Source organism: Luteipulveratus mongoliensis, assembly GCF_001190945.1.
GTDB lineage: Bacteria > Actinomycetota > Actinomycetes > Actinomycetales > Dermatophilaceae > Luteipulveratus > Luteipulveratus mongoliensis.
Genome location: NZ_CP011112.1, coordinates 4339695 through 4360373, shown reverse-complemented (window position 1 = coordinate 4360373; position 20679 = coordinate 4339695). Strand labels below are relative to the sequence as shown.

Here is a 20679-nt window from a genome sequence, read left to right as displayed (position 1 = left end):
GTCCACGTGACTGACACGCCCCGACGGTCAGCCGAAGCTCGCGTGGAACAGCCGCTCAGACACGGTCACGATGCGAACCCAGAAGAGGCGCAGCACCGCAATCGTCGCGACGCCGGCCACCAGCATCCCGACGATGTTGATGCCCAGCTGTGCTGCGCTGCCCTGGATCTCGTGCCGGTCGACGAGGGCGAGACCGAGCGCGAGGTTGCCCGCCGCAGGCACCGTGGTCACCGAGATGAACACGCCGACCATGGCGTTGCTCTTCTGCGTCGCCATCGCCAGGACACCGGCCGCACCCGCGACAATCGCCACGATGAACGACCAGCGGTCGGGGTGCCAGATGAAGCCGGTTTGGGGGCGCGGCCGCGTCACCATCTCCTCGGTGACCAGCCCGGTCGCCGCCGCGATCACGGCCAGCACGGCCACCACAACGATGGCGAAGGCGAACGAGAAGACGAGAAGCGCCAGGCTGCGGGCGGCCAGATGAGGCCGTCCCAGCACGAGCCCGGTGCACACCGCGGCGATCGAGGCGAACTCGGGACCGACGACCATCGCACCGACCACGAGCACCGAGGAGTCGGTGATGACCGCGATCGCGGCCAGCACGGTCGCCAGGACCAGGAAGACGTGGAAGGACACGGTGGGCCGGCTCGACATCTCGGCCTCGTCCAGGATGGAGCTCCAGATCACCGCGTCGTCGGCGTCACCGGGGGCGATCTCCTGAAGTCGACGTGCCGCGGCGAACGGCGTGCTGATCGGTTCCGAGAGCGCGATCCCGCCTCGGTCGGCCAGACCGGTCGCGGTCAGGGCGTCGACGATGTCGCTGGCGCTCTCCCGCGCCACGTCGGCCTCGATCACATCGCCCTGCGGCTTGAGCGCCGCTCCAGGCAGGAGGACGAGATTGGTCGCGCAGTCATGATCGGCCAGTTGACGGCGTACGACGTCGCTCAGGTCCGTCGGCACCGTGAGGCGCAGGTGGACCAGACCGCTCATACCAGGGAGACCTCGACCAGGGGCGTGGTCGTCGGCGCAGCGGAGCCGCCCGCGGGTTCGACGGTGACGGCCAGGGTCGAGCCCGGCTTGCCGGTGAGCAGCTGGGGCTCAGCGCCGGACATCAGCCCTGCAGAGCGCGGCGCACCGGACTGGTCGAGGAACCACGCCTGGTAGGCGTGACCGGCCGGCGCGGCGGGCATGCGCTCCGTCTGCACCGCGGACGCACCCTCCGAGCGTGAGGTGGTGACCACGAGTCGTGCCTGGCCGATGGTGGCGACGCGCTGCTGGGCGTCCTGGGCGAGCATGACACGTTGGGCGGGCGAGATCGAGGCGACCGATGTCGGCTGCTCCCAGGGCTGGGTGGCGGCGACGCCGACGACGGCCAGGAGGGCCACGGCGGCGGCAGCCACCAGGATCCGAGACCGGGAGAGCCAGGACTGGTGGCGTGTCGGGGCCTCGTGGCGCGGCGCGGCCTCAAGGCTCACCGTCGCCCTGTGACGCGCGGCGATCTGCGGCTCCGCCTCGATCTGGTCCATGAGACTGGACTTCAGCGACGGCGCCGGGGTGACGGCAGGGGCGGAGTCGGCCAGTGCGAGGACCACGTCGTCGTACGACGCGACCTCCTCCTGGCAGCGCGCGCAGGTGCGCAGGTGACGTTCGAAGGCTGCGCGCTCGATGTCGTCGACCGCATCCAGGGCGTACGCGGCGGCAAGCTCATGCAGGTCGTCGTTCATCGTTCACCTCCGATGTGGTCGCGCAGCCTGGTCAGGCCGTCACGGATACGGGACTTCGCGGTGCCCAGCGGGATGCCGAGCGTCGCGGCGATCTCAGTGTGCGTCCGACCGCCGAAGTAGGCGAGCTCGACCGCTTCCCGCTGCATGTCGGTCAGGTGCACCATCGCGGCTCGGACACGCTCGGCGTCGAGCCGGGCGGACACGGTCTCCTCAGTGGTGTCGTACGACGCCGGTGTCGTCTCGCGCTCGTAGGTCACGTCGCGAGCCCGCGCCGCCGAGGAGGCGCGCACCCGGTCGACGGCACGCCGGTGCGCGATGGTGAGCAGCCAGCCGAGCGGTGACCCACGGCCCCGATCGAAGCGGGACGCCGTCCGCCAGACCTCGAGGAACACCTCCTGGGTGACCTCCTCGGACTGAGCGGGATCGGCGAGCACCCGCACGACCAAGCCGTGTACGCGGGCCGCTGTCGTGTCGTACAAGCTGGAGAAAGCGGCCTGGTCGCCACGCGCCACGGCCTCGAGCAGGTCAGGCAGATCAGAGACGGAGACGGCGTCTCCCCACGCTGAGTGTGAGGAGGACGCCGTCGCCATGTCGACCATGATGGCGGATGCACCACGACTCGCGGGCCAGGATGCCCGTCGCGCGGTGAGCGTTGTCATGGTCGGGACTCAGGTCAGCTGGCCGGAAGCAGGACGGAGTCAATGATGTAGACGGTCGCGTTGGACGTCTGCACGTCACCGCAGACGACCTTGGCGGCCGGCTTCACCGAGAAGCTCTCACCGGAGCCCTCGACCGTGATCGAGTTGCCCGCCAGCGTCTTGTGGGTGCCCGCGACCTGGTCGGGGGACAGGCGTCCCGGGACGACGTGACCGGTCAGGACCGTGGTGAGCAAGCCCTTCGGGTCACCCATCGCCTTGTCCATGGTCGCCTTCGGCACCTTGTTGAAGGCGTCGTTCGTCGGCGCGAAGACGGTGATGTCCTTGGCGTTGTTCAGCGTGTCGCCGAGGCCGGCCTTGGTGACGGCGCTGACGAGCGTGGACAGGGCCGGGTTGTTGCTGGCAGCGGTCGCCACCGGGTCCTGGGCCATACCGGAGAACGAGCCCTTACCGGTCTTCGGGACAGCTGCGCAGCCGGGACCGAACGGCGCGGAGGCGCCCATGGCGCCGTCCGAGTGGGACATGGAGGCCATCGGGTCGGACGAGGTCGGAGCAGCGCTCGGTGTCTCGGCCGCCGCGGCGCTCGAGGTCGGAGCTGCGGCCGGAGCCGAGCCCGACGCGGCGTCGTCACCGCTGTCGTCGCCACAGGCGCTGAGGGCCAGAGGAATGGTCAGGGCCAGTGAGATCGCGAGGCCGCGACGCGTGCGCTTCATGATGATGTGCTCCTTCAGTGAGGGGGTCTCGTTGCTGTCAGTGGTTCGGTGCCGACGGGGCCCCGGATGGGTCCGTAGGCGAGGTCATTTCACGAGGACGACGACCTCCTGGATGCCCGAGGAGCCGCTGGGGAACACGCGTGCGCGCTTGTCGGTCTGCACCGCTCCGCTGCCATCGGTGACGCGTGCGCGGATGGAATGCCGGCCGGACGCGGTGAAGTCCCAAGGGATCGCCCACTGGCGCCAGTAGTCGACGCCGACGTCCGGCCCGAGCTGCGCGGCCTGCCAAGGCTTCTCGTCGACGGAGACCTCGACCTTCACCACGCCGCGGCGCTGGGCCCAGGCGATCCCGCCGATCGTCGTACGACCCTTGGGCACCTGGGCGAGGCTCTTGGGTGTGTCGATCCGCGCCGAGGGCTTGATAGGCGCGTCAGTCGCCCAGTCCCGTTGTGTCCAATAGGCTTTCGCGGCGTCGTACGACGTGACCGTCAGCTTGGTGACCCACTTGGTGGAGCCGACGAAGCCGTACAGCCCGGGGGTCACGAGTCGCGCGGGGAAGCCGTGGGTCGGAGGCAGAGGCGCGCCGTTCATCCCGATCGCGAGGAGCGCGTCGCGACCGTCCATCAGCGCGCCGAGCGGTGTGCTGACGGTGAAGCCGTCGGTCGAGCGACTGAGCACCTGGCGGTCGGGGCGATCCGGTTCCTTGACCTGCGCGATCCGCAACAGCTCGGAGACCCGGACGCCCAGCCAGCGGGCGCCACCGACGTACTCGCCGCCGACCTCGTTGCTGACGCAGGTCATGGTGATGTTGCGCTCGATGAGCGGCATGTTGCGGATGTCGTCGTAGCTGAGCGTGAACGGGTGGCGGACGTCGCCCTCAATGCGCAGCTTCCAGGAGTCGGCGTCGACCTTGGGCACGACGAGCGCGGTGTCCACGCGGTAGAACCCACCGTTCGGGGTGCGCAGCGGCGTGATGTCCTTGTACGTCGCATCGAGTCCGCGGGGCAGCGGCGGCGCGGCGGATCGCGGGCGGGGGAGCGTGATGCCCTTGGTCGGATCGGTCGCGCCGAGCTTCTGACCGAGCACCGCGGCACCGGCTGATGCGGCCAGCACCGTGCCGGAGCCGACGAGGAATCCGCGGCGGGTGTCCATGCCAGAGGGGTACGCCGAGAGGTCACCTAACCCTGGAACCTTGGGTCTCCCCGGCAGGAGCAGGACGAGGACCACGAGGGCGACGACGCCCGCGATCAGCGACGGGATCACGTACATCCCGTTCGCGGCGGGACGCTTGAGTGCGGCGGCCGCGGCGACGCCGACCAGGGCCAGGAGCGCGACGGATCCGAGCGCGAGGTTGCGGCGTGCGAGCAGTCCGGCGACGACCGCGAAGACCAGCGTGCCGAGCGCTACGGACCCCAGCAGAACCGGCTTGTCCATCGTGCCGAGGTTGCGAATTGCCCAGTCCTTCAAGGGCGTTGGCGTGCGGTCGATGACCGCTGAGCCGATGGCGAGGACAGGGGAGCTCTCGGGTTCGGTGAGGGCCGCGACGAGGTGACCGGCCGTCGTACCTGCGATTGCGGCCAGGACACCTGAGGCGGCGGCGCGGCGGCGTGTGGGTTGAGCCATGCAGGGGGTTCGTCGCCGCCGCATCCGCGGATGGGTGGTCTGGCGCCCGGACGACCTACACTCTTGTCCCCGTGGCACTCACCATCGGAATCGTCGGACTGCCCAACGTCGGCAAGTCCACCATGTTCAACGCGCTGACCAAGAACAACGTGCTGGCCGCGAACTACCCGTTCGCGACCATCGAGCCCAATGTCGGCGTGGTCCCGCTGCCCGACCCCCGGCTCACAACGCTGGCCGAGATCTTCAGCTCGGAGAAGATCCTCCCGGCCACGGTGTCGTTCGTCGACATCGCCGGCATCGTGCGGGGCGCGTCGGAAGGTGAGGGGCTCGGCAACAAGTTCCTGGCCAACATCCGCGAGGCGGACGCGATCTGCCAGGTGGTGCGCGCGTTCGTCGATGACGACGTGACCCACGTCGACGGCAAGGTCTCGCCGCAGTCGGACATGGAGACCATCAACACCGAACTGATCCTGGCCGACCTCCAGACCCTCGAGAGCGCGATCCCGCGCATCGAGAAGGAGGTCAAGGGCAAGAAGACCGACAAGGCGGTCCTCGACACCGCGCTCGCGGCACGGACGGTGCTGGAGGCCGGCGAGACCCTGTTTGCGGCGATTGCCGGTGGCAACACGGACATCGACACCACCTACACCCGCCAGCTCGGCCTGCTGACGACCAAGCCGTTCGTCTACGTCTTCAACGTGGACGAGGACCAGCTCACCGACGAAGCGTTTCAGGCATCCATGCAAGAGCTGGTGACTCCGGCGGACGCGATCTTCCTGAACGCCAAGCTGGAGTCCGAGGTCGCCGAGCTCGACGACGAGGACGCGTCGGAGCTTTTGGAGTCCGTGGGGATCACCGAGCGCGGCCTGGATCAGCTGGCGCACAAGGGTTTTCACACGCTCGGCCTGCAGACCTATCTCACCGCGGGTCCCAAGGAGTCGCGCGCCTGGACGATCGGCAAGGGCTGGACTGCGCCCCAGGCGGCCGGTGTGATCCACACCGACTTCCAGAAGGGCTTCATCAAGGCCGAGGTCATCTCGTTCGAGGACCTCGTCGCCACCGGCTCGGTTGCCGAGGCGCGTGCGAAGGGCAAGGCGCGCATGGAGGGCAAGGACTACGTCATGCAGGACGGCGACGTGGTCGAGTTCCGCTTCAACGTCTGACCTCTCCGCCTCATGGAGCCGTTCGTGTCGTGGCGGTGGTGTGAGGAGCACCTTGGAGACGCCGTACTCGTCGACGCGCGGTGGTATTGGGACCGGCCCGGTCGTGAAGCGTATGAAGACGGGCACGTACCCGGAGCGGTCTTTGTCGACCTCGACGGTGACCTCAGCTCTGACCCGAGCGACAAGGCCGGACGTCAGCCGTTCCCGGAGCCGGGTGCCTTCGCCGAAGCCATGGGACGCGCCGGCATCGATGGCTCACGACCGGTGGTCGCGTACGACGACGCGGGCGGCGTGATTGCGTCGCGGCTCGTGTGGATGCTGCGGTTGCTCGACCTGGATGCGGCCGTGCTGTCGGGAGGTTTGGCCGCCTACCCCGGCTCATTGGAATCTGGATCCGTCCAGCCAGAACGCGCCGACTTCCGGGTCCGGCCGTGGCCCGCGCAGCAGCTGTTGACCACTGAGGACGTTGCCCGCACCGGACCTCAGCTGATCGACGCTCGTCCCGCGAATCGTTATCGCGGTGACGATCCCGAGGTCGACGCCTCTCTGGGGCGCGTGCCCGAGGCCGACCCGCGGCGCGGTCACATTCCCGGGGCGATCAACGTTCCGTGCCGAGGGCACCTGGATGACGACGGCGCGGTCAAGCCGCCGGAGCATATTCGGGCGACCTTCCTGGCAGCCGGGATTGACGATGCGTCGGACGTCGTCAGCTACTGCGGCGCCGGGGTGACTGCTTGCCACAACCTGCTCGCGATGGAGTACGCGGGCCTGGGGCGCGGACGTCTCTATCCCGGCAGCTGGAGTGCCTGGAGCCGAGACCTCGCACTCCCGGTCGAAACGGGCGAATAGCTGATGCGCTGCCCTTGGCAAGGGCATGTGGACCTCGCTGCTTCAACGTCTAGTTCCGCATCTCTCGCGTGAAGTCCTCGATCGGGCGGCCGAGCCAGTTGGTCATCGCGAGCACGCCGTCGAGCTCGAAGCGACCGCCGTCGCGCGTACGCCTGATCGTGGCCACCGCAACGCCCGTCTCGGTGGCCACGTGCGCCCACGTAAGGCCCCGGCGCTCTCGTTCACTGTCGAGCGCTGCGAACAGGGCGGGTGGATCGAAACGGATCATCGAGCCCGACGCTAGCGTGCAGCGCACTGACCCATCTCTCCGCAACGCGGCGTCGTCGAGCTCAAGACCGGGTAGGGCGGCTGCCGCGAGTCGTGGTGCTGACTGGTCGGGGCCGGGGTGTTCCTGGGGCATGCTGCACCTATGCATTTCGTTGGCCTCGACCTCGCCTGGGGCAACAGCTCTCCGACCGGGGTCGCCGTCCTCGATGAGGCCGGGGTGCTGCAGCAGCTTTCAGCAGTCACCACCGACGCCGAGATCACCGCCGCGCTCGCGCCCTACCTCACGGATGGTTGTCTCGTCGGCGTCGACGCACCGCTGATCGTCAAGAACGAGAAGGGCAGTCGCCCTGCGGAGAAGGCGCTCAACCGCGACTTCGCTCGCTTCGACGCGGGCGCGCACCCCTCCAACACCTCGAACCCGACGCTGAGCGAGACCACCCGCGGCGCCCGCGTGTGCGCTCGCCTCGGCCTCGACATGAACCCCGAGTCCCGCGCGACCAAGCGTGCGATCGAGGTCTACCCGCACCCGGCGACCGTCGCGCTCTTCCGCCTCGGCCGCACGTTGAAGTACAAGAACAAGCAGGGCCGCTCGGTCGACCAGCTGCGTGCCGAGCTCCTCGTGCTGATGCGCCTTCTGGAGTCCCTCGCCTCCGCCAGACCTGCCCTCCAGCTCGTGTCGTACGACGGCTGGCGCGAGCTGGTCGCCTCCGTCGAGAGAGCGAAGCGCAAGTCTGAGCTGCGTCGTGCCGAGGACCAGGTCGACGCCGTGATCTGCGCGTATGTCGCGCTCTTCCGTGAGCGTCAGCCGGACGCTGTCACGACGTACGGCGACTTCGAGACGGGCTTCATCGTGACACCCACGCTGCCGGCCGATCTCAAGCCCTCGCCACGGCCGCCGAAGGTGGAGAAGCACGTCGACATCGTGCGCCGGGCCACGCAGGAGTACGCCGCACTCCACCGCCAGCTGATCGTCGCCGCGGAGGAGGCGGTCGAGGTCATCACTGGCATCCTCGATGACGCGGGGCTCAACTACCTCAATGTCACCGGCCGCGCCAAGAGCATCGCCTCGTTCGCAGAGAAGGCTGGCCGAACCGCGAACGGCGTTGTGCTGTATGCCGATCCGTTGACTGACATCGGTGACGTGATCGGGCTGCGCGTCATCACCTACGTGCACAGCGACGTCGCTTCCGTCGCCGAGCTGCTCGGCACAGAAGCCGTCGTACTGAGTGACCGCGACATGGGTCTGGAGACGGCGAAGGGCGGCTCGTTCGGCTACGTCAGCCGGCACCTGCAGATCCAGCTGTCCAAGGAAGACCGCTTGACTCACTCCGCCATTGCCGACCGGCCGGTCCAGGTCCAGGTCCGTACGGTGCTGCAGCACGCGTGGGCGGAGTTCGAGCACGACATCCGCTACAAGGGCATCGTTCCCGACGAGCACCGCGCCGACTTCGATCGCCGCTTCACCCTCGCGGCCGGTCTGCTCGAGCTCGCCGACCGGGAGTTCTCCATCATCCGCGAACGGCTGCAGAGCGGCCTGCCTGACGTCGAGGTGAGCGGGGGCGACGACGACCCGCGCATCAGCCCACGCGAGCTCGCCGCATTCCTGGCAGGTCAGTACGACGACGCCAGCTGGTCCCGGCCCGACCACTACGCGTGGATCGCGGGCCTGGTGCTCGAGCTCGGCATCACCTCACTGTCCGAGCTGGCCGAAGCCATCCGTGGGGTGGACAGCACCGTCATCGATCAGCGGATGGGTTATCGCAACCCGACCGGCGCCGTACGCCGACTCGACGACGCCCTTCTCGTCGCCCACGGGGAGCGCTACATCAAGCTGCACGGCAACGCCCACCGCGTCGACCGCCTGCACACCCGCCTCAAGAAGATGACCGCCACCGGCTGACGGGCTGGCCTGGGATCAGTCCTCGGCGACGCGGATGATCGTCTTGCCGGCGACCCGCTGCGCGGGCGCGAACGCGTCGGCGGCCGCGGCGAGCGGCCGGACCGATCCGACGATCGGCTTGAGCCGGCCGTCGCGCACCCTCTGGGCGAGGTCGGCGAGACGGGCACGGTCGGGCTCGACGACGAAGAAGATCGCCCGACCGTCCGCGGGCTGCGCGGTGACCGGCTGAGCGATCGTGACGAGGGTGCCGCCCGCCCGGACCAGCGCGGTGGACCGGTCGAGAATCTCACCGCCGATCACGTCGAACACCACATCGACGGCACCGACGTCCTCCAAGCGCTCCACTTGCAGGTCGACGAACGTGTGTACGCCGAGCTCGAGTGCGGTGTCACGGTCACCGGCCCGGCCGGTCCCGATGACCTGAGCGCCGATGTCGCGGGCGAGCTGTACGGCGATCGAGCCGACGCCACCGGCAGCTCCGTGGATGAGGACGGTCTGGCCGACCGCGAGATGTGCATGGTCGAACAGCGCTTGCCACGCGGTGAGCCCGGAGATCGGCAGCGCTGCCGCCGTCGTGTGGTCGATGTCCGCCGGGAGCGGGGCGAGGTTGCGGGCCTCGACCGCCGCGTACTCCGCCAGGGAGCCGTTGCGGCTCCAGTCCGCCATCCCGAAGACTCGCTGGCCGACGGTCAGACCCGTCGTGCCGTAACCCAGCTCGGTGACCACACCGGACAGCTCATGGCCGGGCACGCTCGGCGTACGGTCATGGCCGGCTCGGTCGGTCCAGGTGCCGGGCCAGTCCAGCTCGCCCGGCGTGAACCCCGCCGCGTGGACGCGCACGATCACGTCGTTCTCGGAGGGGTGCGGCTCTGGCATGTCGTCGAGCGTCAGGCCGCCGACACCGGCGTCGCGATCGCGGACAGTGATGGCTTGCATGAGGCTCCTTCAATGTGCGGTCGACGATGCGCGATGGCTTCGTCTCCGACCGTAGGCGCTGGACAGCCTTGGCAGACAGGCCAATTGGCCGGTTCTTGAGAGGACCAATCGGCAGAGCTGTGCTCGCCCACCGTGCCAGCCGGCGGGTGCGCGGGGACCCGTAGGGTGTGCGCATCGAGCGCAGCGCGAGACGTGAGATCGGGGCGGCAAGAATGAAGGACATCTGGTCGGTGGTGCATGCCGAACGGGAAGCGTTGATCGACTTCCTGGGCTCGCTCGACGACAGCCAGTGGGACGCGCCCTCGCTGTGTCCAGGCTGGAGCGTGCATGACGTGGTCGCTCACCTGGTCGACACGGCCAAGACGACGCGGGTCAACTTCGTCACGGATCTCGCACGTGCGCGCTTCAGCTTCGACCGCCAGAACGCGAACGGCGTTGCGCGAGAACGCGGTACGACGCCGGGTGAGACTTTGGAGCGCTTCCGCGCGGTGGCAGGACGTACGTCGACGCCGCCGGCTTCGAAGGAGACGCGCCTGGTGGAGGCGTTCATCCATGGGGAGGACATCCGTCGGCCGCTCGGCGCCTCCGGCGACTATCCGCTGCCAGCCGTCGAGCAGGCGTTGCGCTACCAGGTGAAGACGCCCACGTCGTTCGGTGGAGCCAAGGACCACGTGGCCGGCCTGAAGCTCGTCGCGGACGACATGGAGCTGTCTATCGGGGACGGCGCTCTGGTGTCCGGTCCGGCGTCGGCCCTGCTCGTCGCGTCATCCGGGCGGGCCACCGCGCTGGACGATCTCGACGGTCCGGGAGTGGCCGAGCTCTCCCGACGGATCGGCGCGACCGCCTGACAGCCTTCAGGACGAGGATCGTCCGGAAGCAGTCGTACTGTGCGTCGCATGGCTATCGCACGCTTCCCTAGCATCGTCCTCGACTGTTCCGACCCGGTCGCACTCGCGACGTTCTACGGCACCATGCTGGACTGGAAGGTCGAGTCCTCGCCGGACTGGGCCGACATCCGCGCCGACTACGGCCAGTGCATCTCCTTCCAGCCGGTGGAGGACTACACACCGCCTCGCTGGCCCGGTCAGGAGGTGCCGCAGCAGATGCACCTCGACGTGATCGTTGACGATCTCGACGCCGGTGAGAAGGCGGTGATCGAGCTGGGCGCGACCAAGCATGAGCACCAGCCTGGTACGACCTTCCGCGTCTTCCTCGATCCCGCGGGTCACCCGTTCTGTCTCTGTACGTCCTGACGGCCCGACCGATCCAGTACGGCCGCGGCACACCTAGGCCGCCCCATAACGCGTGGCGTTCATGACGCGTTGCGTTATGCTCGTGTGGTGATCAGGTCATTCGGAGACCGAGACACCGAGCAGCTGTGGAGGCGAGAACGCGTCAGATCGCTCGATCGACGGATTCTTCGGGTGGCGTTGAGGAAGCTCGCCGTTCTGGACGCCGCGGTGATGCTCGAGGACCTTCGGGTGCCGCCAGGCAATCGCTTGGAGGCGCTCAGGGGCGGTCGAAGTGGGCAGCACAGCATTCGGATCAATGATCAGTGGCGCATCTGCTTCACCTGGACTGACACTGGTCCTGAGGGCGTCGAGATCGTGGACTACCACTGAGGAGGTGGACAACATGATGAGCAAGCTGCCGCCGATTCACCCCGGCGAGGTGCTGATGGAGGAGTTCATTGCGCCACTCGGTGTGACCCAGCACAAGGTCGCCGTTGCGGTTGGAGTGCCGCCCCGCCGGATCAACGAGATCGTGCACGGCAAGCGCCGTGTCTCGGCTGACACCGCCCTGCGCTTGGCGCGCTACTTCGGCACGTCAGACCTGTTCTGGGTCAACCTTCAGGTGAGGTATGACCTCGAGATCGAGCGTGACAACCTCGGCGCCGTCCTGGATGAGATTCGACCGCTGCGGTCCGCCTGACTGGAGCAGAGATCCGCGACCGCTGAACAGGCGCTCACCTCGGCCGTGGCCCGGCGATCTACGCTGTCGCGCAGTGATTCGTGATCGAGACGAGTCCTCGAGATCGGTGGTCGCTCCATGTCAGTGCTGCTCCGGCCGTTGCTGCCGGGTGAGCTGTCCGAGCCGCGTGACCCTCAGTCGGAGTTCGACGACTACGGGCCCAAAGCGGGCTACGCCACGCCACCGCCGTGCGAGGTCGACGCAGCTGGCACGTTGGCGATCGTGGTCGACGACGCGCTCGTGGGCTCCGTCGGCTGGCACTGGCAGCAATGGGGTCCGTCCGCCGCATCGCGATCCCCGATGATCGGCATCTGGTTGCAGAAGTCCGCTCGTGGCAAGGGTGTCGGCACTCAGGCTCAGCGCCTCGTGGCCGATCTGCTGTTCAGGCACACCCAGGTCAACCGGGTCGAAGCGCACACGGACGTACGCAACGTCGCCGAGCAGCGGGCCCTGGAGCGCGCCGGGTTCAGCCAGGAGGGCGTCGTCCGCGGAGCACACTGGCGCAACGGTCGCCATCACGACGGCTTCCTCTACAGCGTGCTCCGCGACGAGTGGGCCAACAGTCAGGCAGGCGCGGCCTCCGTCTGAGGCACCTGCTCCGGCTCGGGTGACTCGGCCGGGCGAGGCCGGATCAGGACGCCGGCCACGATGCCGCCGATCACCCCGAGGAATCCAGCGATGAGGGCCGTGGTCCGCAAGCCGTCAACCGCGGCCACGCGCACCGTGGACTCGAGCGCGTCTCGTACGCCGGCCGGTGCGGACGCCACGATGACGCTCGCCTGGCCGCCGGCGACGGCGTGGCCCACCTGGTCGGAACCGGGCACGGCGTGCGACTCCAGGACCGAGCCGATGCGAGCTGAGAACAGGCTGCCGAGGGCGGCGATCCCGAGCGCGAAGCCCAGCTGCCGGGCCGAGTTGACCGCGCCGGCCGCCATCCCGCCACGCTCCATCGGCACCGCGGCCATCGCCGTCGAGCTGATGGTCGGGGCAGCCAGACCGACGCCCACACCGGACACGATCAGACCTGCCACGAGAGCCTTCCAGTCCGCTCCGTCACCGAGCTGCAGCGCGACGATCAGGCCACCCGCTCCGGTCAGGACGATGCCGAGGCTGACAGCGAGCCAGTTGCGCGAGCCGTGCATGAGCCGCCCGATGCTGGCGCTCGTGATGAACGAGGCAACGGCGAGTGGCAAGGACGCGAGTCCCGACTCGACGGGCGACATCCCGAGGACTGACTGCATCCAGATGGACGCATAGGTCAGATACGCGAATGCCCCTGCGGTCAATGCGAATCCGGCGACGAGCGCACCCACGAAGGCGCCGTTGCGCAGCAGTGAGAGATCGAGCAACGGGTGAGCGACGCGAGACTCCGCGACGACGAATCCGATGATGGCGACGGCCGACAGTGCGAACAGCGCGAGCACGGTGCCCTCGGTCCAGCCGTCCTCGTTCGCCCGGATGAGCGCGAAGGTCAGTGCACCCGCGAACGTGGTGAACGTCGCCATGCCAGCCCAGTCCAGCGGCGTACGACGCAGCTGGCTGTCCTCCGGGAGGACGCTGACGCAGAGCGCGATCGCGGCCAGCGCGAACGGCAGGTTCACGAAGAAGATCCAGCGCCAGGACAGGTGCTCGGTCAGCAGACCGCCGGCGATCGGACCGATGGCTGCGGCGGCGCCGGAGACTGCGCCCCACATGCCGTACGCCGTCCCTCGGTCCCTGCCCTGATAGGAGGAGTTGAGGAGGGCGAAGGTCGTGGCGAACATCGCGGCGGCGCCGACACCCTGCACCGCGCGGGCGCCGATCAGGATGCCGGGACTCCCGGCCAATCCGCTCGCGGCCGAGGCAGCGGCGAAGAGTGCCAGGCCCGCGATGTACATCTTGCGGTGGCCGATCCGGTCGGCGACGGTGCCGATGCCGAGCAGCAGCGCCGCCAGCACGAGCGCATAGATGTCGACGACCCACTGCAGCGAGGTGAACGACGTGTCCAGGTTGGTCGCCATGTCCGGGAGCGCGACGTTGACGATGGTGACGTCGACCAGCAGCATCAGGGTGCCAGTGCAGATGGTGAGCAAGGGGAGCCACTTGCGCACGGGAGACCTCCTCGATCAATGAGTTGTACGCCGATCGGCTGAGTTGTCCGGGGCGCTGTAGTAAGCATCGCTCCGCAGAGGGACGTCTTCCTAGTCGGAGGGGCACGGGCGTAGGTTTCCTCTATGGCAATGCCAAGTGGCAAGGAATCCGCCGTCATTGATGACGTCGATCGCAGAATCCTGCACTGCCTGCAGGTCGCGCCCAGAGCTCCGTTCGCCGTGGTCGCGCAGGTGATGGGCGTCTCGGAGCAGACGGTTGCGCGCCGGTTCAGACGCCTTCGCGCCGACGGTCTCGTCCGCGTCGTCGGGCTGGTCAACCCGTCGCGACTCGGTCAGGCAGGGTGGGGCGTACGAGTGCGGTGCCGTCCGTCAGCCACACTCGAGATCGCGCGGGCGCTGGCTCGGCGCGATGACGTCGGCTGGGTCAGCATCGCCGCCGGCGGCGCGGAGGTGGTCTGCGCGCTGCGCTCGCGGAGTGCGGCTGACCGTGACCAGCTCATGCTCGACCAGCTGCCACGTACGGCCCAGGTCCACTCCATCGATGCGTTCGCGTACCTGCACATCTTCCGGGGGTCGTCCACGGACGACTGGCGGCTCGGAGGGCAGCTCCTCGCGCAGAAGGACGTCGAGACGCTCAAGCGCACTCAGCCGGTCGTCGATGACCACGTCGAGGAGCTGCTGCCGGAGGACGAAGTCCTGGTGCGCGAGCTCGCCGTCGACGGGCGCGCGACCTATGCCGCACTGGCGTCGGTCACAGGGTGGAGCGAAGGACGTGTGACCAGGCGTCTCTCGCAGCTGATGTCATCAGGCGTCATCTACCTGGACATCGACTTTGCCCTGCGCGAATTCGGTTTCACCACACAGGCATTCGTGAGCCTGACGGTGCCGCCGGCTCAGCTGAACGACGTCGGCGTCGCGCTCGCCGAGAACGATCACGTGATGTTCGTCGGCGCCACGTCGGGACGCTCGAGTCTGGCGGCCAGCGTGGCGTTCGCATCGGCTGAGGAGCTGTACCTGTTCGTCACCGACGGTCTCGGCACTCTCAACGGCGTCGGCTCGGTCGAGATCACGCTCATCGGTACGACGATCAAGCAGGCCGGCAGCCTTCTCGTGGACGGGCGGCTCGCGCCGCCGCGGGCGTCCGGGCGACGCAGTGCATGAGTCCGGTCAGGCGAGCTCTTCGAGCCGGCGCACGACCTCGGTGAGAGGAGCTGACCCGTCGATCTCGACGGTTGCACCTCGGCGTAGCAAGGGCTCGACGGTCCTCAGGTGCTCCAGCACCAGCGCACGCTCGTCGGGCGACTTGCCGTACGGGTTGTTGTCGCGCCGTGCGATCCGCTCGAGCATGACGTCGGCCGGTGCGCTCAGCAGGACGATCTCGTCCAGCAGCGGATAGAAGAGACCCTGGTTGGAGCTGGTGCCCGAGACGAACAACGCTCCGTCGCGATGCTCGCTCAGGAGCCGCCGGATGGTCGGCTCCCGCCACATCCACTCGCGCGAGCCGTCGGGACGGGTAACCCACTCGTGCCATTCGTCGGTGTCCGTGTCGACCACTCGGTGTCCGCGCCGACCGAGCTCGACCAAGGCGGTCGACTTGCCGGTGCCCGACATTCCGGTCACGAGGATCTTCTTCACGCGCCGAGCCTACGAGCGTCGGCTGACCAATAATCTGGTCGCGCCTGTGGCAGACCCTCACCTAGCGTCGGGCCATGGCCGATCGTGAGTTCGAAGACCCCCGCCTGGCAGCGCTCTACGACCCGCTCGACCCAGACCGCTCCGACCTCGAGGTGTACGCCGACATCGCTCGTGAGTTCGGTGCCCAGAGGGTGCTCGACATCGGTTGTGGCACAGGGACATTCGCGTGCCTCCTTGCTGAGCGCGGCTTCGACGGCACCGGCGTCGATCCCGCCGAGGCGTCGTTGGACGTGGCTCAGGCCAAGCCGTACGCCGACCGGGTCCGCTGGGTGCACGGCGACGCCACGACGGTGCCCGACCTGCAGGTCGACCTGGCGGTCATGACCGCCAATGTCGCGCATGTCTTCCTCACCGACGAGGAGTGGTTGGAGACGCTGCGTGCAGCGCGTCGACTGGTACGTCCCGGTGGGCGGCTCGTCTTCGAGACTCGGGTGCCGGCGCGCCGCGCCTGGGAGTCGTGGACCCGGGAGAAGACGTACGGTCGCGCGGTCGTCCCCGGCGTCGGTGAGGTGGAGTACTGGAACGACGTCGTCGAGGTGCAAGGTGATCCGGACGTTCCCACCGCCGAGCGCCCTCTGCTGGTGACCTTCCACGGCGGGGTGGTCGTCAAGGGCGAAAGTCTTGAGTCCGACTCGACCTTGCGATTCAGATCCCGCGAGGAGATCGAGACATCTTTGGCGGCAACGGGATTCGCAGTCGAGGATGTGCGGGACGCACCCGACCGACCGGGCTATGAGTGGGTCTTCGTCTGCCGCTGAGGACCTTGCAGAAGCAAGCCTCAGCTGAGGATGTCCACCTGCTCGTGGTCCGACAGCGTGGACGCGAGGGACGCGAGGTGTTGGCGGGTGTCGCCGAACGTCCGCTCGATCGCGGTGAGGCGGGTGACCAGGTGACCGACGGCGTACTCAGCCGTCATGCCGATCCCGCCGTGCAGCTGGATGGACTCCTGACCGATGTGTCGGCCGGACTGTCCGACGACGACCTTCGCCCGCGACGCCGTCGTCGAGTCGGACGGGTCATCGCTGATCGCCATGGCCGCGAAAAGCGCTGTGCTGCGGGCCAGCTCGAGTGAGACGTACATGTCGGCAGCGCGCTGGGTGAGCGTCTGGAACGACATCAGCGGGACCCCGAACTGCTTGCGGGTCTTGAGGTACTCGACGGTCATGGTGCTGGCCCCCTCCATCGCACCCAACGCCTCCGCGCAGAGCGTGACGATGCCGAGGTTGATCGCCTGACTCAGCGCAGCCGCGCCGTTGTCGGGTCCGATGAGCAAGGTCGCCGCGGTGCCGTCGAACGTCACGCCTCCGCCTGCAGCCGTCGGTCCCTCCACGAGGAAGATCGCCAGACCGCCCTCGACGGAGGCCGGGACCACGACGTGGCTGGCCGCGTCGGCGTACGGCACCGGCGACTTCTCGCCGGTCAGCTTCCAGGAGTCGTCGGCGCCCTCGGCGGTCACGGAGGAGGTCGTGATCGACCACGCGCGATCCGGCTCGGCCATTGCCGGCACGACCAGCGCGCTGCCGTCGGTCACCGACTCCAGCAAGTCCGAACCTGCAGTGGCGAGAAGGGAACCCGCGATCAAAGCATCGGCGTACGCCGTCCGTACGCCGGCTTTGCCGAGCTCGGTGGCGACGAGAGAGACCTCGACGGCCGATGCGCCGAAGCCACCCACGTCCTCCGCGAAAGGCAGCCCGAGCGCACCGACCTCAGCCAGCGCCGACCAGGTGTCCGCGTCGTGCGGCGCCGGGCCGACCGGTACGTCGCCCTCGCCGTGCTGTGGCGCGCGGCGGGATGCGAGCTCGCGCGCGGCGTCCCGAAGTGCCTTCTGCTCAGTGTCGATCGAGAAGTCCATGTCAACCCTCAGCCCCTCAACCCAAGGATCCCGGACGAGATGACTTGTCGCTGCACCTCGTTGGACCCGCCGTAGATGGATGCCTTGCGGAAGTTCAGGTAGGTCGGGGCCGCCAGCCCCTCCCAGTCGTCCGTGCTCCAGTCGAGACCGGCCGGACCGGCGATGTCAACGATGAGCTCGAGGACGTCCTGCTGCAGCTGCGAACCGCGCAGCTTGAGGATCGAGGACGCCGGATCGGGTTTGCCCTCACGGGAATTCGCGGCCACCCGAAGCACGGTCAGCTCCAGAGCCATCACCTGCGCCTCCAGCTCAGCGATCCGCGCGGCGAGCAACGGGTCCTCCAGGAGGGTGCCGTGCTCGGTCTGCACGGCGGCGGCGTACTGCTTGGCATCGGCGAGACGCCGCTTGATCGAGCCGACCGGCGCGACGCCGACGCGCTCATTGCCGAGCAGGAACTTCGCGTAGTCCCAGCCCTTGTTGACCTCACCGACCAGGTGGTCGGCCGGGACGCGGACGTTGTCGAAGAAGACCTCATTGACCTCGTGGCCGCCGTCGATCAGCTGGATGGGACGGACCGTGACGCCGGGCGACGACATCTCGATGAGCAGGAAGGAGATGCCCATCTGCTTCTTGGGTGCGTCCGGGTCGGTGCGGACCAGCGCGAAGATCCAGTCGGCGTGCTGACCCAGGGTGGTCCAGGTCTTCTGCCCGTTGACGACCCACTCGTCGCCGTCCTTGACGGCTGTCGTGCGCAGCGAGGCCAGGTCGGAGCCGGCGTCCGGCTCGGAGAAGCCCTGGCACCACCAGATGTCGAGGTTGGCCGTCGGCGGCAGGAAGCGTTCCTTCTGCGCCTGCGAGCCGAAAGCGGCGATGACCGGGCCGACCATGTTGGCGTTGAAGGCCAGTGGGGGAGGGACGGACGCGGCCTGCATCTCCTGGAGGTAGATGTGGCGCTGCAGCATGGTCCAGTCCTGGCCACCGAACTCGGCCGGCCAGTGCGGCACCGCGAGATCGGCCTTGTTGAGGGCCCGCTGACTGGCACGCATGTCGTCCGGGTCCGGCTCGCCGCCGGCCGCCCAGCGCTCGCGCAGGTCCGCGGGGACCTCGGTCGTGAAGAAGTCACGCATGCGTTGCTGGAACGCCGCGTCCTCCTGGCTCAGCCGACGCTGCATCGCTGTCTCCATCCGCTGTGGGCTAGGTCACGCTCTCCCACATGGTGCCATCTGGGTTACTGGCGAGTTCGGCCGACTGGTCTCGTGGCGGACCTCGGTCGGGGAGCTCTGGCGATCGACGGCCCTCGTCACCAGCGATGTCGGTGGTCTCTCGTACGCTCGCACCTGGGTTGTGGTGTCGGCCTCGCTGGCACCGAATTACGCTGATAGCAAACATGATTCGCGCTTTCGACGCCTTGACGAACGATCGAACAGGTGTACGGTGTGAGTATGAGTCAGGGAGTCCGCGAGACAGCCGAGAGCTGCAGCACCGCCACGGGTGCTACAGCTGCGCTGCGCGACCCTGACACCGGTTTGCTGGACTCGGCGCGGGCGTTGGAGCTGTGTCGTGAGGTGGCGCAGGCGGTGTACTCGCAGGCGAAGACTGATCGTCATCACCGGACGGCTGCTGAGCTGCAGGCCGACGTCGAGGCTGCGCAAGCGTTGATCAATGCTGCGTCGGCGGTGCAGGTGTTGCGCATCGCGCAGTACGCCGCGACGGTCGAGCATGTTGACCCGGTCACCGGTGAGGTCGGCGAGGTCGCGCACCCGCTGGGTCATGCTGCGGAGTTCGCGGATGTCGATCTGGCCCCGGGGCTAGCGTGGAGTCCGCGTCAGGCGACGGCTCGTGTCGAGGAGGCGATCGATGCGGTCACCAAGACGCCTGACCTGCTGGATGAGATGGCTGCTGGGCGCCTGGACAGCCTGCGAGTGCGCAAGGTGACCGGTGAGCTGTTGGAGGCGCCGGATGCGGTGTGCGCCCAGGTGGAGGCGGCGCTGCTGGAGCGCGGGGTGCAGTCCTGGTCGGCGCGGCAGGTGCAGGTCCGCACCCGACGGCTGGTGCAGCAGACCGACCCGGCCGCGGTCCGCCAGGCCAGGACCCGACGCTCAGCGCAACGCGTCGGGGTGTTCCTCGAGCCCGGCCCGGAGGCCGGGCTGAGCGAGCTGCACGCGACGCTGCCGACCGAGCAAGCCGTTGCGGCGTACGCGGCCGTTGACGGGCTGGCTCGTGAGTTGCACCGGGCCAACCAGAGCGGCAAGACCCTGGGCCAGTGCCGCGCCGACGCACTCACCGACCTGGTGCTCCAACGCGCGGAGGTGACCGCCTCCTTCACCGTCGCCGTGCCCGTCCGACCCGCCTCGGCGCACGCGGCTGGACCAGCCGACGCCCCCGACACGGCCGGCTCCTGTGATCCGTGGGCGCTGGGCTTCGACCCCGAGCCACCCGCCGCCGACACATCTACCGACGACCTGGACGACGATGCCTGGGACGTGGCGCTGGCCGAGCTCATCGCCCGCGACCCCGGACCAGCACCCGACCCGCCACCAGATGACCCCTGGTGGGACCTGATGGACGCCCTCGCCGCCGAAGACGCTGAGCACCATCCTGATGTCCCTCCGAACCCTCCACCACTGACCAGACAACATGACTCCGAAGCGACTTCTTCTTCTGCGGCAACCTGTGTTCCTGGCAGCCACCCAGCTCCTCCTGAGCTGGCACATGCTGTTCGTGATGCCGGCGACGCAGCGATGACGCCTGATGCCGTTGGCGATGTCGAGATCCCCGGTGTCGGCGTCATCGCCGCGGCTACCGCCCAGGCGCTGATGCGCACCCTGGGCGCCCGCCTCACCCGCACCCTGATCGACCCGCGGACCGGCACCCTCCTGGAGACCGCAGCCCAGACCTACCGACCCACCGCCGCCATCAGACGCCTGGTGCAACAACGCGACCAGCACTGCCGCTTCCCCGGCTGCTCACACCCAGCCCGCTACTGCGAGACCGACCACGTCATCCCCTGGCCCACCGGAGCAACAAGACCGACCAACCTGCTCACCCTCTGCAAGCACCACCACCGCGCCAAGCACGAAACCGGCTGGCAGGTCACCATGACCACCGAAGGTGTCTGCACCTGGGCCAGCCCCCACGGACGCGAGCACATCACTCGCCCTCCGTCTGTCGAGCAGCATCTGGACCTCAGCCCTCGCGGGCCCTGAGGACGTCGTGGTCGCGACGCGTGCGCGTGGG

The 20679-nt window shown here is 68.4% G+C and carries 22 protein-coding genes; 11 read left to right on the top strand and 11 right to left on the bottom strand.

The features are described 5' to 3' along the window. Positions 1-27: 27 nt before the first annotated feature. The 5 genes from VV02_RS20610 to VV02_RS20590 all read right to left on the bottom strand — a co-directional run bounded on the left by VV02_RS20610 (position 28) and on the right by VV02_RS20590 (position 4719). On the bottom strand, positions 28-993 hold the full coding sequence (locus VV02_RS20610; RefSeq protein ID WP_052594611.1) for a DUF389 domain-containing protein: 966 nt from the start codon (positions 991-993) through the stop codon (positions 28-30). Then, the gene (locus tag VV02_RS20605; RefSeq protein ID WP_052594610.1) at positions 990-1727 is read right to left on the bottom strand and encodes an anti-sigma factor; all 738 of its coding nucleotides are present in this window, start codon (positions 1725-1727) and stop codon (positions 990-992) included. The genes VV02_RS20610 and VV02_RS20605 overlap by 4 nt, the downstream gene beginning before the upstream one ends. Beyond that, positions 1724-2317: an ECF RNA polymerase sigma factor SigK gene (sigK, locus tag VV02_RS20600; RefSeq protein ID WP_052597354.1), complete on the bottom strand. Its 594-nt coding sequence runs from the start codon at positions 2315-2317 to the stop codon at positions 1724-1726. Before sigK ends, VV02_RS20605 begins: the two co-directional genes overlap by 4 nt. Before the next feature lie 83 nt (positions 2318-2400). Next, positions 2401-3096 carry a fasciclin domain-containing protein gene (locus tag VV02_RS20595; protein ID WP_052594608.1) on the bottom strand — a complete coding sequence of 232 codons (696 nt, stop codon included), beginning with the start codon at positions 3094-3096 and terminating at the stop codon, positions 2401-2403. A gap of 84 nt (positions 3097-3180) precedes the next feature. Next, complete coding sequence (locus VV02_RS20590; protein WP_052594606.1) at positions 3181-4719, bottom strand: molybdopterin-dependent oxidoreductase; 1539 nt, start codon at positions 4717-4719, stop codon at positions 3181-3183. A 71-nt stretch (positions 4720-4790) separates the two neighbouring features. Here VV02_RS20590 and ychF point away from each other — a divergent pair, with 71 nt between their 5' ends. Then, complete coding sequence (gene ychF, locus VV02_RS20585; RefSeq protein WP_052594604.1) at positions 4791-5882, top strand: redox-regulated ATPase YchF; 1092 nt, start codon at positions 4791-4793, stop codon at positions 5880-5882. 24 nt (positions 5883-5906) lie between these two features. Next, positions 5907-6731: a sulfurtransferase gene (locus VV02_RS20580; protein ID WP_245633154.1), complete on the top strand. Its 825-nt coding sequence runs from the start codon at positions 5907-5909 to the stop codon at positions 6729-6731. Between the two features lie 49 nt (positions 6732-6780). Here the strand turns inward: VV02_RS20580 and VV02_RS26530 are convergent, their stop codons facing one another. Beyond that, on the bottom strand, positions 6781-6999 hold the full coding sequence (locus VV02_RS26530) for a hypothetical protein (RefSeq protein WP_157063488.1): 219 nt from the start codon (positions 6997-6999) through the stop codon (positions 6781-6783). A gap of 141 nt (positions 7000-7140) precedes the next feature. Here VV02_RS26530 and VV02_RS20575 point away from each other — a divergent pair, with 141 nt between their 5' ends. Continuing rightward, positions 7141-8898: a DUF429 domain-containing protein gene (locus VV02_RS20575; RefSeq protein ID WP_052594600.1), complete on the top strand. Its 1758-nt coding sequence runs from the start codon at positions 7141-7143 to the stop codon at positions 8896-8898. Between the two features lie 15 nt (positions 8899-8913). Here VV02_RS20575 and VV02_RS20570 read toward each other — a convergent pair whose 3' ends face one another. Beyond that, entirely contained in the window at positions 8914-9834 is a 921-nt protein-coding gene (locus VV02_RS20570) for an NADP-dependent oxidoreductase (protein WP_052594598.1), read from the bottom strand. Between the two features lie 212 nt (positions 9835-10046). Here VV02_RS20570 and VV02_RS20565 point away from each other — a divergent pair, with 212 nt between their 5' ends. The 5 genes from VV02_RS20565 to VV02_RS20545 all read left to right on the top strand — a co-directional run bounded on the left by VV02_RS20565 (position 10047) and on the right by VV02_RS20545 (position 12393). Further along, positions 10047-10682 carry a maleylpyruvate isomerase family mycothiol-dependent enzyme gene (locus VV02_RS20565; RefSeq protein ID WP_052594596.1) on the top strand — a complete coding sequence of 212 codons (636 nt, stop codon included), beginning with the start codon at positions 10047-10049 and terminating at the stop codon, positions 10680-10682. Between the two features lie 48 nt (positions 10683-10730). After that, the gene (locus VV02_RS20560; RefSeq protein WP_052594594.1) at positions 10731-11087 is read left to right on the top strand and encodes a VOC family protein; all 357 of its coding nucleotides are present in this window, start codon (positions 10731-10733) and stop codon (positions 11085-11087) included. An 84-nt stretch (positions 11088-11171) separates the two neighbouring features. Continuing rightward, positions 11172-11456 carry a type II toxin-antitoxin system RelE/ParE family toxin gene (locus VV02_RS20555; protein WP_342667849.1) on the top strand — a complete coding sequence of 95 codons (285 nt, stop codon included), beginning with the start codon at positions 11172-11174 and terminating at the stop codon, positions 11454-11456. Between the two features lie 16 nt (positions 11457-11472). Next, positions 11473-11766: a HigA family addiction module antitoxin gene (locus VV02_RS20550; protein ID WP_052597351.1), complete on the top strand. Its 294-nt coding sequence runs from the start codon at positions 11473-11475 to the stop codon at positions 11764-11766. Positions 11767-11883: 117 nt separating this feature from the next. Then, the gene (locus VV02_RS20545) at positions 11884-12393 is read left to right on the top strand and encodes a GNAT family N-acetyltransferase (RefSeq protein ID WP_052594592.1); all 510 of its coding nucleotides are present in this window, start codon (positions 11884-11886) and stop codon (positions 12391-12393) included. Here the strand turns inward: VV02_RS20545 and VV02_RS20540 are convergent. Then, the gene (locus tag VV02_RS20540; RefSeq protein WP_052594590.1) at positions 12369-13895 is read right to left on the bottom strand and encodes a DHA2 family efflux MFS transporter permease subunit; all 1527 of its coding nucleotides are present in this window, start codon (positions 13893-13895) and stop codon (positions 12369-12371) included. The genes VV02_RS20545 and VV02_RS20540 overlap by 25 nt on opposite strands. A gap of 123 nt (positions 13896-14018) precedes the next feature. On the opposite strand from VV02_RS20540, the gene VV02_RS20535 reads away from it, so the two are divergent. Further along, complete coding sequence (locus tag VV02_RS20535; RefSeq protein ID WP_052594587.1) at positions 14019-15056, top strand: Lrp/AsnC family transcriptional regulator; 1038 nt, start codon at positions 14019-14021, stop codon at positions 15054-15056. Between the two features lie 6 nt (positions 15057-15062). On the opposite strand, the gene VV02_RS20530 is transcribed toward VV02_RS20535, so the two are convergent. After that, the gene (locus VV02_RS20530; protein ID WP_245633152.1) at positions 15063-15530 is read right to left on the bottom strand and encodes an AAA family ATPase; all 468 of its coding nucleotides are present in this window, start codon (positions 15528-15530) and stop codon (positions 15063-15065) included. 74 nt (positions 15531-15604) lie between these two features. Between VV02_RS20530 and VV02_RS20525 the strand changes: the two genes are divergently transcribed. Next, positions 15605-16348: a class I SAM-dependent methyltransferase gene (locus VV02_RS20525; protein ID WP_052594586.1), complete on the top strand. Its 744-nt coding sequence runs from the start codon at positions 15605-15607 to the stop codon at positions 16346-16348. Between the two features lie 20 nt (positions 16349-16368). Here VV02_RS20525 and VV02_RS20520 read toward each other — a convergent pair whose 3' ends face one another. Together VV02_RS20520 and VV02_RS20515 are read right to left on the bottom strand one after the other, a co-directional pair. Continuing rightward, positions 16369-17442, bottom strand: a complete 1074-nt coding sequence (locus VV02_RS20520; protein ID WP_052594584.1) for an acyl-CoA dehydrogenase family protein — start codon at positions 17440-17442, stop codon at positions 16369-16371. A gap of 8 nt (positions 17443-17450) precedes the next feature. Continuing rightward, on the bottom strand, positions 17451-18614 hold the full coding sequence (locus VV02_RS20515; protein WP_052597348.1) for an acyl-CoA dehydrogenase family protein: 1164 nt from the start codon (positions 18612-18614) through the stop codon (positions 17451-17453). Between the two features lie 270 nt (positions 18615-18884). Between VV02_RS20515 and VV02_RS20510 the strand changes: the two genes are divergently transcribed. Further along, complete coding sequence (locus VV02_RS20510; RefSeq protein WP_052594582.1) at positions 18885-20648, top strand: HNH endonuclease signature motif containing protein; 1764 nt, start codon at positions 18885-18887, stop codon at positions 20646-20648. Positions 20649-20679: the final 31 nt, after the last annotated feature.

What these genes read in the sequence shown, in the direction of transcription:
- VV02_RS20560 (WP_052594594.1), top strand. Translation starts at nt 10,731, where the DNA reads ATGGCTATCGCACGCTTCCCTAGCATCGTCCTCGACTGTTCCGACCCG.
- VV02_RS20610 (WP_052594611.1), bottom strand. Translation starts at nt 993, where the DNA reads ATGAGCGGTCTGGTCCACCTGCGCCTCACGGTGCCGACGGACCTGAGC.
- VV02_RS20545 (WP_052594592.1), top strand. Translation starts at nt 11,884, where the DNA reads ATGTCAGTGCTGCTCCGGCCGTTGCTGCCGGGTGAGCTGTCCGAGCCG.
- VV02_RS20575 (WP_052594600.1), top strand. Translation starts at nt 7,141, where the DNA reads ATGCATTTCGTTGGCCTCGACCTCGCCTGGGGCAACAGCTCTCCGACC.
- VV02_RS20510 (WP_052594582.1), top strand. Translation starts at nt 18,885, where the DNA reads ATGAGTCAGGGAGTCCGCGAGACAGCCGAGAGCTGCAGCACCGCCACG.
- VV02_RS20515 (WP_052597348.1), bottom strand. Translation starts at nt 18,614, where the DNA reads ATGCAGCGTCGGCTGAGCCAGGAGGACGCGGCGTTCCAGCAACGCATG.
- VV02_RS26530 (WP_157063488.1), bottom strand. Translation starts at nt 6,999, where the DNA reads ATGATCCGTTTCGATCCACCCGCCCTGTTCGCAGCGCTCGACAGTGAA.
- VV02_RS20525 (WP_052594586.1), top strand. Translation starts at nt 15,605, where the DNA reads ATGGCCGATCGTGAGTTCGAAGACCCCCGCCTGGCAGCGCTCTACGAC.
- VV02_RS20595 (WP_052594608.1), bottom strand. Translation starts at nt 3,096, where the DNA reads ATGAAGCGCACGCGTCGCGGCCTCGCGATCTCACTGGCCCTGACCATT.
- VV02_RS20535 (WP_052594587.1), top strand. Translation starts at nt 14,019, where the DNA reads ATGGCAATGCCAAGTGGCAAGGAATCCGCCGTCATTGATGACGTCGAT.
- VV02_RS20570 (WP_052594598.1), bottom strand. Translation starts at nt 9,834, where the DNA reads ATGCAAGCCATCACTGTCCGCGATCGCGACGCCGGTGTCGGCGGCCTG.
- VV02_RS20565 (WP_052594596.1), top strand. Translation starts at nt 10,047, where the DNA reads ATGAAGGACATCTGGTCGGTGGTGCATGCCGAACGGGAAGCGTTGATC.
- sigK (WP_052597354.1), bottom strand. Translation starts at nt 2,317, where the DNA reads ATGGCGACGGCGTCCTCCTCACACTCAGCGTGGGGAGACGCCGTCTCC.
- VV02_RS20550 (WP_052597351.1), top strand. Translation starts at nt 11,473, where the DNA reads ATGAGCAAGCTGCCGCCGATTCACCCCGGCGAGGTGCTGATGGAGGAG.
- VV02_RS20605 (WP_052594610.1), bottom strand. Translation starts at nt 1,727, where the DNA reads ATGAACGACGACCTGCATGAGCTTGCCGCCGCGTACGCCCTGGATGCG.
- VV02_RS20520 (WP_052594584.1), bottom strand. Translation starts at nt 17,442, where the DNA reads ATGGACTTCTCGATCGACACTGAGCAGAAGGCACTTCGGGACGCCGCG.
- VV02_RS20590 (WP_052594606.1), bottom strand. Translation starts at nt 4,719, where the DNA reads ATGGCTCAACCCACACGCCGCCGCGCCGCCGCCTCAGGTGTCCTGGCC.